We start from the raw sequence: 15254 nt of genomic DNA on the forward strand, positions 1-15254 counted from the left end.
CTTTTTTAATGTCATGTTTAAGGTGTATACTTTTATTGAGGTGATCGATATGTCGGTAAGCCGGCATTTTGAATTGGTTTATATGCTTCTGAATGAGAAGACTTTGACCGCTGCTGAGCTTGCAGAGCATTTTGAGGTTTCCACACGAACCATATATAGAGATATCGATATTTTGAGCGCAGCGGGAATCCCCATTTACAGCAGCAGGGGAAAAGGCGGCGGAATATCGCTCATGGACGGCTATGTCTTCAACACCTCTTTGCTGTCCGGGCAGGAACAGGATGATATTTTAATGGCCCTTCAAAGCCTGACTGCCGCAAAATTCCCTGAAATCGAGGACATCCTCGGCAAGCTGAGCAGGTTGTTCAAGAAGGACAGGAGCAGCTGGATTGAGGTGGATTTCTCCCCGTGGGGAAGCGAAGAAAGCCAGAGAGAGCTTTTTCCGCTCTTGCGCAAAGCGATTACGGCGAACCGCATTATTACGTTTCGATATTTTAATACAGCTGGTGAACAGAGCGATCGAAGAGTTGAACCTGCCAGCCTGCTGTTTAAAAATAAGTCCTGGTATCTGACGGGTCATTGTCTGACCAGTAAGGGTCCCCGTATATTCAAGATCAGCCGGATGAAAGACATCGCTGTAATGGATGACAACTATGAGCCCAGACCGTCGATAACGTTAACAGAGGCAGAAGACAACATTATGCGCAGCACAATTGAGGTGACTCTAAAAATTTCTGCAGAAGGCGCTTATCGGGTCTACGATGAATTTGCCGAAAAGATGATTACACACAATGAAGACGGTTCATACGACGTTACGGCCGAATTTCCTGAAGGCAGCTGGCTGGACAGTTACCTGCTTTCATTTGGAACCCTTCTTGAGGACGTTCGTCCCGAGCCTTTGCGCAAAAGAATGTTATCCAATATGGATGCGATCAGAAGAAAGTTAAACCCGACTTAGGTCCAGCAAGAAACCAATCCCCAGCCCTTATCGGGTTTAAGCCGACTCCGATATACTTTTAAGAAATACACGGAGTGAAGCTAAGGGGATAACGAACGCCATGCAGTGGATCAATCAGCTATTTGAACAATATGGTTATCTGGTTTTATTTTTCGGACTGTTTACGGAGTCCATCGCCCTGCCTTTTCCCGGGGAGCTGGCCATGGCTATTTCCGGACATATCTCGGTAGCGGGCCATTTTCATTTGGGATGGATTATGCTTTGCGCCTTTCTGGGAGCGACGATTGGCACAACAGTCACGTATTTTGTCGGCAGGAAGCTCGGTATCCCTTTTTTCGAAAAGTATGGAAAATATTTTTTCCTCACCCCGCTGCGACTAACCAAAATTACAATATGGTTCGATAAATATGGGAATAAACTGCTGCTGGTCAGTTATTTCATTCCCGGTCTTCGCCATTTTACCGGTTATGTTTCCGGTGTGCTGCGCATTCCTCTGCGGACTTTTTTCCTTTTCAACCACTTCGGGGCCTTGATATGGGTCATAACCTATGTCATGATCGGCAAAATATTCGGCAATGAGCTTGAACACATCCTCCATCTGATCACCCGCTACTCGATTCGCGCCGTATTTGTCATTGCCGCTTTCCTGCTCATGATCATGGTTCTCAAGCGGTATAAACATATCCTTGTCCCGTGGCTCTTGGCCCGGTTCAGGCTCGTCTACAAAATGTTGTTTGCCCGTTCCGGGTCATAATGCCGGCGGCTTATGAATGGATCAATAAAAAGAAACGGCTCCCGCCGTCCTATGACGGCGCAGCATTCCCCCCGAATATAAGCAAAATCAGCGATCTGCAACGGAAAGCTGACCTTTCCCGCATGTTGAAAATCCCGCTCAAAGGTGTTTGGAGCGGGATTTTATTTGAATTTATAGTTCTTCGCATCAACCTCAAGCACTCCCCCTCCATTTTCAAAAACAACTCCTCCGACAAAATATGACCTTGATTAGACCTAACTTCTCTCCGACTGCACATAAAGCCCTACTTTTTTCTGGTCCAAAGGTAATCATTTTCTCCTCTCCTGCCGATAAAAGATTTAATATTACATTTCCAGACCGGCACATACTCCGTAATAGCTATAAGCCTTATGTCTTATTTTCGGAAAAAAGGGCAAAAATACTAAAGAGAGAACAGGAGGGGATGAACTTGATGATGATAAGAGGATGGAACTGGGGAATGCTGGCTGCTATCGGGTTCTCCATGTTGGTATGGACAGCCGTTATTATTCTGATCGCTAGATAATTGAACAAGCCCGCGGCAATCCGCCCGTGATTGCCGCGCCGCTCTGCTCCATTTGAAGCTCTGCCGGAAGAACATCAGGACTATCCCGCACGAAGCTTTCGCTCCAGCCGGGAACAATATGCCGAGCAAGCTTCCATCAGGCTTTCATTGCCGCCTGCCGCTTGTAATGATCCTCAAGCACCAGACATGCCATAGCCTCGACTACAGGAACGATTCGCGGACAGATGCATGGATCATGTCTGCCTTCGGTACGGATCGTCTGCTCCTGCCCGCGGATATTGACGGTTTGCTGCGGAAGCGAGATCGAGGACGTCGGCTTCACCGCAACCCGGAATACGATCTCCTCCCCCGTGCTGATCCCGCCGATGATCCCGCCCGCATGATTGCTCAGGAATCCCGAACCATCCATGCCGTCATTATGCTCGCTGCCGCGCATAGCCGATGCCGCGAATCCCTCACCGAATTCAATCCCTTTGACAGCCCCGATGGATAACATCGCTTTGGCCAGATCCGCATCCAATTTATCAAAGACAGGCTCGCCGATACCGGGCATAACGCCGCGTATCCGGCACTCGACAATTCCCCCGCAGCTGTCGCCCGCCGCCGCCAGTTCTTCAATCCTCGCAATCATCCGAACTGCCGCATCCGGATCACAGGCTCTGACCGCATTCCGCTCAATTTGATGCTCATCGAATGTTTCGCACCGGATCCCTCCGATATCTGTCGTATAAGCCATCACACTCACGCCCCGGTGCTCCAGCAGCTTGCGGGCTACCGCTCCTGCCGCCACTCTGCCCGCCGTTTCTCTTCCCGACGCCCGCCCGCTGCCCCGATGATCCCTTATCCCATACTTCTGCAAATACGTGAAATCCGCATGGCCCGGACGAAAAGCATGCTGAATATCGTTATAAGCCTCAGGCTTCATATCCTTGTTGAACAAAATAATAAAAAGCGGCGTTCCCGTTGTTCTGCCCTCATACATACCGGAGAGGATGCTTACCGCATCATATTCCTTGCGCGGCGTAGTTACAGAGGATTGCCCCGGCTTCCTGCGGTCCATTTGAATCTGTATGAATGCTTCATCTATCTCGATTCCCGGTGTAACGCCATCCACAATAACCCCGACCGCCTCGCCATGCGACTCCCCGAATGTCGTAATTCTGAACTGCTCCCCGAATGAATTTCCCGCCATCGTCATGTCCCTCCCCTTCCGCTGCTTGAAGCTTTCCTTTGACTGCTGTTGCCTGTTTCCATTATAGTTTTCACTGAGTGATAAATGAAATCACTATTCTCAATGTCTGTCATAGAGGTGATCTATATCAATAAGCAGCTGAATATGGAATGGTACCGTATTTTCCTTCATACGGCAAAGGCTGAGAATCTGACCAAAGCGGCGCAGCAGCTCCATATGACTCAGCCTTCTGTCAGCTATGCCATCAAGCAGTTGGAGGACAGCCTGGAAGTCAAATTATTTGACCGTCTTTCCAAAGGGGTGAAGCTTACGGCGGAGGGCGCCGCTCTGCTGGAGTATGTGGAGCCCTCCTTCGCCTTGATCGATTCGGCTGAGCGAAGGCTGCAGGCCTTGAAGGATTTCGCGGCCGGGGAGCTGCGGATTGGCGCCAGCGGCCCGATGCTCAGGCATCTGCTGCTCCCTGCTCTGGACCTGTTTAGGACCAGCTATCCCGCTGTACGCATTCACCTGTTTCAAGGCAAATCGGCTGAAATCACCAAACGGCTGAAGGACGGTCTGATTGATCTGGGTCTGGTCCATCTGCCCCTGGACGATGATATGGAACTTGAAGTATCCCCATTGGCAACGATACGGGACTGCCTGGTTGTCGGGCAGCCTTACCGCCAGTTGACCGGGCAGCCCCTTTCGGCGGAGGAAATCGCAAAAATCCCGCTGCTGCTTCTGTCTCCAGAGAGCAGCACCGGGCAATTTTTCAAGCAATGGCTGAGCGATCAGGGTGTCCAGGCGGAAGCGAGCCTTGAGCTGAGCAGCCTGGAAATGCAGGTGGAATGCTGCGAACGCGGTTATGGCGCCGCATTCGTAACACGGCGTTTTGTGGAGCGGGAGCTGCAGGAGGGCAGATTGTTCGAGCTGCCTACTCTGGTTCCGATTCCTCCCCGCAGTATCGCGATCACCGCCAGGCAGAGCATCTCCCTTCCCCTGATCGCCGGTCAATTCAGGAAGATGCTCATGCACAGCCTCTAAAGAGAAACCACTGCGTTCTTAAGTCCGGCCTGGAGCAAGGAGATCCTCGCTTACTTCATGATGCTTCCTGCGCAGCAGGAAGGTGAAGGGAACGGCCAGAACAACCAGAACGGTTCCGATGATGAACACCTCCTGAACGGATTTGGCCAGAGCCAGATCGGCCCCGTTCGGGGTGTCGGCTCCGATTTCTTTGAGATGGGCAAGAGTCCTTGCAGACAGAATGCTGCTGAAAATACTGACGGAAAGCGCCGCAGTACCCTGCCGGATCCAGTTGGTAACCGCTGAGGCATGCCCGCTGAAGGTGCTGGGCACGGCCGTCATCCCGGAGTTGGTGACCGGCATATTGCTCAGCGCAATGCCCACATAGCGGATTGCCAGCCATGAAGCGATGAAGAAGGTCCCTGTCGCCAGGTCCAGCCGGCTGAGCTCCCAGGTCGCCAATGCCATAATGATGACGCCGGCCATGATCAGACGGAACGGTCCTACTTTGTCATAAATTCTGCCGACCAGCAAAGAGAACATAGCCATCGCAATCGTTCCCGGCAGCATGACGAGTCCCGTATGAAGCGTCGAAGCATGCTTGATGTTCTGCATGTAGATTGGTACCAGGAAGGTAGCGGCATACAGCGAAATCGTGATGATGCAGTTGATGATCAGGCTGTAGGTGAAGCGCGGGATTTTGAATACGCGCAGATTCAGCAGCGGAGCTCTGCTGTGCAGCGTTCGAATAATAAAGTACGTCACGATGGCAGCCCCGGCGATAAACAGCACAATCGTCTTCCACGAGGTCCATCCCCAGCTGTGGCCTTCGCTGAAGGTAAGCAGCAGGGAGCTCGTGCCCAGGATTACGGCAATAAAGCCGATAACATCAAGCTTGATGCCGCGGCTTAAGCGGTAATATGGGATGAAGCGCTGAGCGAAGATCATCGCCAGAATGCCAATCGGCAGATTCATCACGAATAATGATTTCCAGCTGAAATATTCGGTCAGCCACCCGCCAAGGGTAGGCCCGAATGCGGGTGCCAGCATGGCCGATACGCTCCAAAGTCCAATAGCGAGCGCCTGCTTTTCTTTGCGGATAACCTGATAAATAATCGTCATCGTGGTTGGCATAATAATACCGCTGAACAGACCCTGCAGAATCCGGAAAACGATCAGCGACTGCATGCTCCAGGCAAGCGTGCACAGACCGGAGGTGATCGTGAAGCCCAGCAGCGCAAATACATACAGCCGTTTATAGCTGAGCTTGTCGCCCATATATCCGATGATCGGCGCAATGACGCCGGTTGCCAGCATAAATCCCGATATCATCCACTGCACCGTGGTCAGCTCCGCGTGAAAATCCGTCATAAACACGGGCAGGGCCACATTGATGGTGGTCGTGCTCAGAACAGCCATGAAATTGCCGAAAAACACGGCAGCAATAATACTCCAGAATGGTGATTTTTCTTCCCCGTTCGTCATGAATTCCGTTCCCTCCAGCTTTGGCCTCCGCTATAAGCCTTGATCCGTTATTTTAGTCCTCTTCATACTTGCCGATCGCTTCCCGTACACGCTGGCTCAAGGCAAGAAGCTCTTCCTTGAACGTATCCATCCGCTTCATCTTGATCTCAATCATTTCGATCTCTCTCTGGAGCACTTCGGAGATTTCCAGAAGCTTGAGCCTGCGCTCAGTCCGGTCCTCCAATGACCTGACCGTATGCCGGTGCTGATCGATCGTTTCATTCATCTTGATGAACTGCTGCAGCTCCTGCAGCGAGAAGCCCAGCACTTCCTTGGCAAGCACGATCTTGTTCAGTCTTTCAATATCCTCCTCCGAATACAGGCGCATGCCGCCCTCTGTCCGGTCCAGCGTCTCGATCAGACCGAGCTCTTCGTAGTACCGGATCGTCCGCTTCGTAAGTCCCGTCTTTGCCGCTGCATCTTCGATTTTGTATGTTTTCATATTTAGCCTCCCGCCCTATGCCGACTGATTATGGAAAAGCATACTGCAATATAACGTTTACGTCAACGTAAACTTTAAAAGGGGATGGTGAATGGCAAAAAGGAACCCGCAAACCGCGCCAGGCTCCTCTTTGATGCATGGATAGATTTATTCTTCCAATAGAGCCGGAAAGCCATTCATATAAGGCTCATACAAGGATGTTCCGCACCGCCCAAAGGATGGTATCAGCCGTTTTCTGCCTGCCGCCAATCCAGCACAACGCCAAGGAAGAATTCCTGCTTGTCCTGAATCATCCGCCATGCTTTCACCGCCTGATGGGCCGGCAGCATATGGGTGATGAGCGGAACCGTCTGCAGCCGTCCGTCCGTGATGGCGGCAAGCGTCGCAGCCATGCGGTCCGGCTGCCAGCCCGAAGGACTGTGCAGGGTAATTTCCCGCGGCCGCAGCTCCTGAATATCGATTTGGCCGTCGTGACCATAAAATCCCGCTGACACCAGATGACTGTTCCTTTTCATCCCGGGCAGCATGGAACGAAATACAGGCAGCGCCCCGACCGTATCGACTACCACCTGGATATCCGTGATATCTTCTACAGCTTCGTGAACGCCCGGCTTTCGTAAATTCACCCGCCCGGCAGCGGCAGGCAGCAGCCCGAGCCGCCCGTCATTCCGGCCCAGCACGGTCACGTCCGCCCCTCTTGCGAGCAGTGTCTGTGCCGACCACTGGCCCACGAGACCGTCCCCGATAACCACAGCCCTGTCGCCCGGGGCGACGGCCGGCCTCATGCCGCAGTTGTACCCGACCTGCGCCAGCACAAGCGGCGCATATGCAAGCGCATCCGGCCCGTCCGCCGCATCCGGCAGCTTCCATACCTGGCTGACATTCGTCACCGCCGGATTGATATGCCCGCCGGTCGGAAAAGCCATGCCTTCCACACGGCTGACGGAAGCAAACACGCGGTCCCCTGGTTTCACAGAGGTTACGCCGCTTCCCGCCTCACGCACAGTTCCAACCTTCTGATACCCTGCTACCTGCGGGAATGGCAGGACATCGCCTGCTCTGGTCACCTGTTCGCCGCTGATCCGCTCCCCCCGCAGGTAGGATTGCTCGGTGCCGACGCTGATCCAGGAATGCTCCACATCCACAACAACGTCATCGGTTCCGGGATCCGGCACTTCCACATCCAAATAGGCAACCTCATTAACCCCGGTAAATACCACTGCTTTTGCTTTCATGAAAAGCCCCCCTTTTACGTTTTGAATTACAGATCCGTTTCCGGATAGGCATAGATCTTGACGGCGTACTGCGATCTGGGCTGGTTGGCATTCCCTTCATACCGGTTCTTATGGCATATGACGAGTCCAGTCTGCAGACATTCCGTGTTCAGCCCTTTACGGACAAGCAGGTCAAGCAGCAGCGCCTGGCGCAGCCGATTATGACTCTACTGTAAGTGTACATGAAATGCAGTTCAGCCGTCTTTGCACAGAATCCATCATTTCATGGGAAGGCGTCCGCTTATTTTCCAGCCATGCGCGGGTTTGCACATAATCAATGGGAAGCCGTAACTCGTCATTATGCAAGAAGAAGCCTCCCCGGGATTACTCCTCGGGCAGACCTCTTCAATTTGTAGAGACAGCAAAACACATGAGCCAGTCTTAAAGCTGCCAACCGGCGTTCTACTTGATCCCGGAGATGGAATAATTATCGATGATATGCCGCTGGAAGAAGACGAAGATGGCGATGATCGGCACAACCATAACGGCTGCGCCCGCCATCTGCAGCGCATAATCGCCGCCGTACTGCCCTTTAAGCAGGGCAAGTCCTACCGACAAGGTGTACAGACTCTCATCATTGGCGATGATAAGCGGCCACAGAAAGCTGTTCCAGCCGGCGATGAAGGTCAGAATCGCCTGCACGGCGAGTATCGAGGCCGACATGGGCAGCACGACACGCACGAACAGCTTGAATTCGCCGGCTCCATCCATACGTGTCGCCTCCAGCAGCTCATCGGGAATGGCGGTCATGAACTGCCGGAACAGGAAAATTCCGAACGCGCCTACAAGCCCCGGCAGGACGACGCCCGGCATCGTGTTGGTCAGACGCATTTGGTTGAGAATCAGGTAGATGGGAATCATCGTCACCTGACCCGGAATCATCATCGTCGCAAGGACGATGTAGAACAGCTTGTCCTTCAATTTGAACTTGTACTTGGCGAAGCCGAAGCCCGCCATGGCGTTGAGGAACAAGCCCACAAAAGAGAAGAAGACAATGATCAGCGTATTGCGCAGGTAATAGCCGAAGCGCATATTTTGAAACAGATTCTGAAAATTTTCCAGCGTAAATTGATGCGGCAGCAGCGTTGGCGGAATTTGCGTCACCTCGCTCTCCGGCTTGAAGGCGGACAAGATCATCCAGACCAGCGGAACCAGCATCGCGGCTCCCAGCACAGCGAGAATAATGCCCGCAATCCATTGCTGGACGGCGCCGCTTCCTTTGCCCCGGGCTGGAGAATCGGCGGCAGCAGCTGTTTTCATAGCATTCACCTCACCTTTATCCAAAACATTGGAGCGCAGCCGAAGCTGCCTTTAGGCTCCCGCTTCGTCATTTTTATTTTGCAGCCTGAACTGGATCAGCGTAATGGCGATAATCGCAAAGAACAGAATGAACGAGCCTGCAGCCGCGTAACCGAAATGGCTGAGCTGAAAGCCATTGCGGTAGATGAACAGCGCAACCGAGGTTGTGCCGTCCAGGGGACCGCCCTTGGTCATGATGAACGGCTCCTCGAAGAACTGCAGCCAGCCGATCATCGTCGTAACCGACACGAAGAAGATGGCGTAGCTGAGCAGCGGGATCGTGATGGAGAACATCTGTCTCCAGGCTCCCGCTCCGTCCAACTGGGCGGCTTCATAGTACGTTTTGGGAATCCCCTTGATGGCGGCGATAAAAATAATCATGTTCAGTCCGATCGCCCGCCAGAGCGCGAGCAGAATCAGTGAAAGCTTGGCCGTCACAGGCTCCGTGAGCCAGGGAACAGAGGACAGGCCCAATTGATTCAGGATGTAATTGAACAAGCCCAGGCTGGGATTGTACAAATAGGTCCAGACAACGGCAATGGCGACCACATTCGTCACCGAGGGCATATAGAAGACGGCCCGGAATGCCTTGAACAGACGCGCCCGGCCGTAATTGATCAGCAGCGCAGCCGCCAGGGAGATGGCAATTACAAGCGGAACGCCGATGACCACATAGAACAGCGTATTGCCGATCGCTTGCAGGAAGATCGGATCCACGACAACATCGACATAGTTTTTGAAGCCGACGAATCGAACGGTGGAGAAGTCCGCGAGACCCGCCAGATTCATATCGGTAAAGCTGATGACCAGCGCCACCAGAATAGGCAGCAGCGAAAATACGGCGAGCAGAATCAGCGTCGGGCCAATGAACAAATACGGCGCCCTTCGAGTGCCTCTCATAATGATGCACACTTCCTTTCTGTAAACGTCCATCCCGCACAAGGCCTCCGGCGGTTAGCGGTTCAAGATGCGCGTCGCATTGGCGTTGTAGTCATCGAACACCTGCTGGACATTATCGCCCCTGCGGTATATTTTCTCAAAGGCCTTCAAATAGCCTTGCGAAATCTCCTCCCAGGCTGTAATCTGCGGCATCGGCGCCGCATTCTCCGCCTGTCTGCCGATCACCTGGAAGTTGGGATCGCTCTTCAGCTTATCATCCTCCCATGCCGCCTTGACCGAAGGGAATGACTGGGTCAGCTCCATCCATTTCAGCTGCGTTTCGGTGCGGGACATGAAAGCCAGAAACCTCAGCGCCTCTTCCTTATGCTTGGAATATTGAAAGATCGACAGATCCGCGCCGCCAAGCAGCGACTCATTGTTCTCTTTCTTCGGCAGCTCGGCCGTCGCCCACTTGCCCTCCAGATCCGGAGCCTGATCATGGATCAGCTTGATCATCCAGGGGCCGCTGATGAACATCGGGATCACTCCATCGCCTGCAAAAGCCTGGATGGCATCCAATCCCAGATCCTTGGGCGCAAGGCCTTCCCTGAAAAAGCTGTCGAGATATTCGATCGCCTCCACATAAGGGGCCTGATTGAACAGCGTTGTGTTTCCTTCAATAAGCCTGGAGCCGTTCTGGCGGGCGAACATGAAGCCCAGTGTCTGCTCGGCGGTATCCAGACTGATGCCGTATTTGCCCTCGCCGCGGCCGGCCAGCTTCCGCGCTGCATCCTTCAGCTCATCCCAGGTCCCGGGGGGCTCGTCATACCCGGCCTGCTTAAGCAGATCCGTCCGGTAGTACAGCACCCGGGTGTCGATATACCAGGGAACGCCGACGAAAGCATCCCCATACGTGGTCGTCTGGACCGCGCCTTCATAGAAATTGTCCGGATTAAGCTCCGGATACTGGCTGATGTATGGGGTCAGATCCAGCAGCGATTTGGCCGATGCGATCTCGGGAATCCACGTGGTTCCCATCTGGATAATATCAGGGCCGCGGCGGGAGGCGACAGCGGTCAGCAGCTTGTCGTGCGCGTTATCCCACGGCAGCGCCTGCACCTTGATCCGGATGCCGGGGTTCTCGGCCTCGAACACCTTGGCCAGCTCCGGGAGCGATTTCGCTTCCTCCCCCATCCCCCATATATTCAAGGTGACCGTACCACCTTCTTCCGAATTGCCCGGGGAGCAGCTTCCCAGAATGCAGCCCATCAGGATAAGAATAATCGCCGTGAGGCTTAGCTTTATTGCAGTCATGCTTGTCCCTCCTATATGCGCCATGACTTCATTGAATAAGAATAAATCTTATAAATGTTATAAGGTTAATAAAGCGAGTTTACATCTTATGAAACGTTTCTGATAAAATTAACAATTTATTACAGTCTATTCTGCCGGGTGAAAATGGTCTGGTTGCGCAAACGGGAACCGTCTTTCAATCGTTGCAGCCGGCGGATGATGCGGTCTACCGCCGTCATACAGCGCCACATCGCGCGCTGGGAGCTGCACGCGTGGAAAAAATCGCTCTGAAACGCCAAAAAGACGGCGAATGGGATTCGCCGTCCTTCTCAAAAGCTATAAAATTTTATAACGCCTTGTTCAGAGATTCAGCCTAGCGCAAGCCCCAGCTCTGCGCAGGCATTGTCGAACTGCCGCAGCAGCCGCTGCTTGACGGCATCCTCCACGAAGGCCGCGTTCAAGCCATTGCGGATAAACCCGGCAATATCGCCTGCCGTCACGCCGCAATGCTCCATCAGCTTGCGGTATTCCATCGTAAGCGACGTTCCCGATACGGTTCTGTTATCCGTATTTACGGTGACAATCAGCCCTTCTTCCGCATATTTGCGCAGCGGGTACGAAGACCAAGCCGCTACCGCTTTTGTCTGAAGATTGCTGACCGGACACATTTCAAGGGGAATTTGTCTCGCCTTCACCAGCCCGAATACTTCAAGGTCCTCGTCCAGCCTTACCCCGTGTCCGATCCGGCTCGCCCCATGGTGAACGATGGCTTCGCGGATATTGGCGGGTCCGGCTGCTTCGCCGGCATGAATGGTGATCGGCAGCCCGAGCCGGCGGGCCTCCCTGAACAGCTCCCGAAACAGCTCAGCCGGATAACCGGCTTCGTCGCCGGCAAGGTCAACGGCGACCACACCGCGGCCATGCCAATGCGCCGCGGCATCCAGAACGGCGCGGTTGATCTCCATACCATGATGCCTCATGCAGATCACAATCGTCCTTGCTGTAATGCCGAACGTATCCTCACCGCGTTTCAAGCCGCGGACGACATGCCCGATAATATCCTCGAGAGTCAATTCATGCTCCGTATGCAGCTGCGGGGCGAACCTCACCTCCATATAAAGACAGTTCTCCCCGGCAGCCTGCGCGGCAAGCTCGTAAGCGGCCCGCTCCAGTGCCGCCCCATCCTGAAGAAAGGCAAGGACAAAGGAAAAGGTGCTCAAATAATCCTGCAGATTATCGCAATCTTCCGCCACCTGCATATAGGCGAGCAGCCCCTCCGCATGGTCGGCAGGCAGTGCAACGCCGCTTGCCTCTGCCAGCTCCAGAATCGTCTCCGGTCTGACGCTGCCGTCCAGATGAACATGGAGATCCACCTTCGGCAGCGCCGCCAGAAGCTTCTCCTGCTGAGCATGCTGTGATACCTCGGACATCTTTCCAACTCCTTTAGCTTCTCCCTGGCAACTTCAGAACAATTACAGCAGCGCTTCGATATCCGATTTCATATCCAGCGGTTCTACTGTGGATTCAAAACGCTTGACGACCTGGCCTTCACGATCAACAAGAAACTTCGTGAAGTTCCATTTGATCGAATCATCCTGCAGCCAATGCGGCATTTTCTCGCTCAGGAATGAGTTTAACATTTTGCCGCTGGGCTGTGTGGTGTCAAATCCTTCAAACGGAGCCGCCTCCGTCAAATAACGGAATACAGTATTTGCCGTTTCATCCCGGACATCGGATTTGGCAAACAAGGGGAAATTAACGCCATAATTGATTTGGCAAAATTCCTGCACATCGGAATTGGTACCCGGCTCCTGCTCCCCAAACTGGTTCGACGGGAAGCCGAGAATTTCAAGCCCTTGGTCCTTATATTCATCATACAGCTTTTGCAGGTCGCTGTATTGGGGTGTGAAGCCGCATTTGCTGGCCGTATTGACAACAATCAGCACCTTGCCCTTGTAATCGGATAATGCCTTGTTTTCACCTCTGATGGTTTCTGCTTGCAGATCGTAGAGCGTTGTCATGATCAAACTCCTCCTCTTTCCATTAAAAATATTTGGTAAAATTAAATTGTGCACAATCTATATCCGTAGTTTAGCAATCAAGCATCCTCTTGTCAAATGAAAACATCCCTTTCATGAATGACATATGTACAATCTGTTACTATACAAGTACAAGTATCCCGCTCTTCAGAAGCAGAGGAGATGTTTCCATGAAGCTGCACCAGCTGTTTCAACCCCGGCAAGCTAGCGGAAGAGTCCCTTCCCATCGCTATATCGAAATTCCGCCTTCAGAGCTGCTCCGCCCCTTCGTATCCACGTATTGGGCATCCGAGCCGTTGTCTGCTCACGAGCAGGAAATGAGTACGGACAATGGAGCGGTCGACCGCGTTCTACCGGACGGGTGTACCGATATTTTGTTCGAGCAAGACCTGAAGGATCACCGCTGCCAAATCCGTTACATCGGTCTGTTCGATCATCCCTTTGCTATCGCTTACGATGAACAGCACCCGACCCGCAAATTCGGTGTGCGCTTCTTCCCCGGCGGGGCTTATCCTTTCATACGGACCCCGCTGTCCGAATTTGCCAACCAGCAGCTTTCTTTGGATGCTCTATGGCCGCGGCTTGCTGAAGGAATCAGCGAACGGCTGTTTGAAGCTTCCTCGCTGGATGCGCGAATACAGGTGATTGAATCGTATCTGATCACCCTCCTGCACCGGAGCAAGGCTGTAGAGGACAGCCGGATGGCGAACCTGCTTGAACGGATTTTTGCAACAAAAGGAACAACCGGCATCGAGGCTTTAGCCCAAGCTGAGATTATCAGCGCCCGGCAGATGAACCGCATGTTTGAGAAATGGATCGGCATCACTCCCAAAAAGTTCTCCGAAATAGTCCGGTTCCAGTCCGTTATCAGCCAGCTGGAGCTAAGCCGCGAGCCCGTGGACTGGTCCATGCTCGCCTTGAATCACGGATTCTTCGATCAAGCTCACATGATTCATGATTTCAGGAGGTTTTATGGCGATTCGCCCATTACAGCCGCCAGGGAATACGGCAAGATGTCCGATTTTTACAATCCGATCCGCACTTGAAGGGATATACTTCTCCTATAAATGACGAAAGGAATGATCTTATGAGTGGTGCCATCGCTATTCGCGATCAACTGTTGGACGAGCTGGAGCTTGCGGTACGGACCAGCGAAGCGCTTATAACACGCATCCAGCCTGACCAGTGGGACTATCGCCCGGCGGAAAATATGCGTACGCTGCTGCAGCTGGTTCACCATCTGGTGTCAATTCCGGCGTCGGATCTGGCGATTATGCAGGAGAAGACGCAGGAAGAGGTCCAAAAGGTCGAGACGGCAGTCAGCGGCCTGACAGATCCTGAGCAATTGGCCGCCCGGTTCCGGCTTCATTATGAAACGCTGCATGCCTGCATGATCTCGCTCAGCGAGGATGAGCTGCTGCACAAATCCACCAAAGCTTTCTATCTGGAGCATGGAATGGTTCAGAGCAAATGGCTGATTGAAATCGTCACGCATACCTTTCACCACCGCTCGCAGCTCTATAACTACTTGAAACAGCTTGGGCATGATCTTAATTTCCTCATGCTTTATGGATGAACCGCCCCTTCGCGGGCTGTGCCGTTCAAAGGCCGAATTCTTTTATAAGGAGCTGTTTGAATTGACCAAATTGATGCATTCCCAAACGCTGCAGATTCGTATTGAAAACTCGCCGCAAACCGTATACGAATACGCCGTGAATCCGGAAAATTTCCCCGAATGGACAACCTCGTTCAGCCTCACGGTCCGTCAATCCGGCGAAGAGTGGCTCGTCGAAACACCGGATGGGCCGATGGGCATCACCTTCGCGGCCAGGAATGAATGGGGCGTATTGGATCACCATGTGCGTCCCGCCTCCGGTCCGGAGCTGTATAATCCAATGCGGGTCATTCCCAATGGGGAGGGCTGCGAGGTTCACTTCACCTTGTTCCAGCACTCCGGCATGTCCGACGGGAAATTCGCTGAGGATGCGGGCATGGTTCAGCGCGATCTGGAGACGTTGAAACGCAGGATGGAGAAGTAGCGCATGCACGAAAAA

The 15254-nt window shown here is 53.1% G+C and carries 15 protein-coding genes; 6 read left to right on the forward strand and 9 right to left on the reverse strand.

What is annotated here, in order from left to right:
* Positions 1–49: 49 nt before the first annotated feature.
* Both AC0YOB_RS18750 and AC0YOB_RS18755 read left to right on the forward strand, forming a co-directional pair.
* Positions 50–958: a helix-turn-helix transcriptional regulator gene (locus AC0YOB_RS18750; protein ID WP_475794065.1), complete on the forward strand. Its 909-nt coding sequence runs from the start codon at positions 50–52 to the stop codon at positions 956–958.
* A 100-nt stretch (positions 959–1058) separates the two neighbouring features.
* Positions 1059–1712, forward strand: coding sequence for a DedA family protein (locus AC0YOB_RS18755; protein WP_475794066.1), 654 nt, complete (start codon positions 1059–1061; stop codon positions 1710–1712).
* A 680-nt stretch (positions 1713–2392) separates the two neighbouring features.
* On the opposite strand, the gene aroC is transcribed toward AC0YOB_RS18755, so the two are convergent.
* On the reverse strand, positions 2393–3448 hold the full coding sequence (gene aroC / locus AC0YOB_RS18760; RefSeq protein ID WP_475794067.1) for a chorismate synthase: 1056 nt from the start codon (positions 3446–3448) through the stop codon (positions 2393–2395).
* A gap of 102 nt (positions 3449–3550) precedes the next feature.
* Here aroC and AC0YOB_RS18765 point away from each other — a divergent pair, with 102 nt between their 5' ends.
* Entirely contained in the window at positions 3551–4471 is a 921-nt protein-coding gene (locus tag AC0YOB_RS18765) for a LysR family transcriptional regulator (protein WP_475794068.1), read from the forward strand.
* An 18-nt stretch (positions 4472–4489) separates the two neighbouring features.
* On the opposite strand, the gene AC0YOB_RS18770 is transcribed toward AC0YOB_RS18765, so the two are convergent.
* The 8 genes from AC0YOB_RS18770 to AC0YOB_RS18805 all read right to left on the reverse strand — a co-directional run bounded on the left by AC0YOB_RS18770 (position 4490) and on the right by AC0YOB_RS18805 (position 13182).
* Positions 4490–5935: an MDR family MFS transporter gene (locus AC0YOB_RS18770; RefSeq protein WP_475794069.1), complete on the reverse strand. Its 1446-nt coding sequence runs from the start codon at positions 5933–5935 to the stop codon at positions 4490–4492.
* 52 nt (positions 5936–5987) lie between these two features.
* Complete coding sequence (locus AC0YOB_RS18775; protein ID WP_475769570.1) at positions 5988–6416, reverse strand: MerR family transcriptional regulator; 429 nt, start codon at positions 6414–6416, stop codon at positions 5988–5990.
* Positions 6417–6640: 224 nt separating this feature from the next.
* Complete coding sequence (locus tag AC0YOB_RS18780; protein WP_475794070.1) at positions 6641–7651, reverse strand: alcohol dehydrogenase catalytic domain-containing protein; 1011 nt, start codon at positions 7649–7651, stop codon at positions 6641–6643.
* 441 nt (positions 7652–8092) lie between these two features.
* Entirely contained in the window at positions 8093–8950 is an 858-nt protein-coding gene (locus AC0YOB_RS18785; RefSeq protein ID WP_475769568.1) for a carbohydrate ABC transporter permease, read from the reverse strand.
* A 51-nt stretch (positions 8951–9001) separates the two neighbouring features.
* On the reverse strand, positions 9002–9922 hold the full coding sequence (locus AC0YOB_RS18790) for a carbohydrate ABC transporter permease (RefSeq protein ID WP_475794071.1): 921 nt from the start codon (positions 9920–9922) through the stop codon (positions 9002–9004).
* A 21-nt stretch (positions 9923–9943) separates the two neighbouring features.
* Positions 9944–11182 (reverse strand): sugar ABC transporter substrate-binding protein, encoded by a 1239-nt coding sequence (locus AC0YOB_RS18795; RefSeq protein ID WP_475794072.1) that lies wholly within the window; start codon positions 11180–11182, stop codon positions 9944–9946.
* A 347-nt stretch (positions 11183–11529) separates the two neighbouring features.
* Complete coding sequence (gene add, locus AC0YOB_RS18800; protein ID WP_475794073.1) at positions 11530–12591, reverse strand: adenosine deaminase; 1062 nt, start codon at positions 12589–12591, stop codon at positions 11530–11532.
* 42 nt (positions 12592–12633) lie between these two features.
* The gene (locus tag AC0YOB_RS18805) at positions 12634–13182 is read right to left on the reverse strand and encodes a glutathione peroxidase (RefSeq protein ID WP_475794074.1); all 549 of its coding nucleotides are present in this window, start codon (positions 13180–13182) and stop codon (positions 12634–12636) included.
* A gap of 188 nt (positions 13183–13370) precedes the next feature.
* Here AC0YOB_RS18805 and AC0YOB_RS18810 point away from each other — a divergent pair, with 188 nt between their 5' ends.
* The 3 genes from AC0YOB_RS18810 (at position 13371) to AC0YOB_RS18820 (ending at position 15239) form a co-directional block, all read left to right on the forward strand.
* The gene (locus tag AC0YOB_RS18810) at positions 13371–14246 is read left to right on the forward strand and encodes a DUF6597 domain-containing transcriptional factor (RefSeq protein WP_475794075.1); all 876 of its coding nucleotides are present in this window, start codon (positions 13371–13373) and stop codon (positions 14244–14246) included.
* A gap of 41 nt (positions 14247–14287) precedes the next feature.
* Positions 14288–14776, forward strand: coding sequence for a DinB family protein (locus tag AC0YOB_RS18815; RefSeq protein WP_475794076.1), 489 nt, complete (start codon positions 14288–14290; stop codon positions 14774–14776).
* Positions 14777–14837: 61 nt separating this feature from the next.
* Positions 14838–15239, forward strand: coding sequence for an SRPBCC family protein (locus AC0YOB_RS18820; protein ID WP_475794077.1), 402 nt, complete (start codon positions 14838–14840; stop codon positions 15237–15239).
* The last annotated feature ends 15 nt before the right edge of the window (positions 15240–15254 follow it).

The sequence above is a fragment of the Paenibacillus sp. JT31N17 genome (assembly GCF_056269255.1).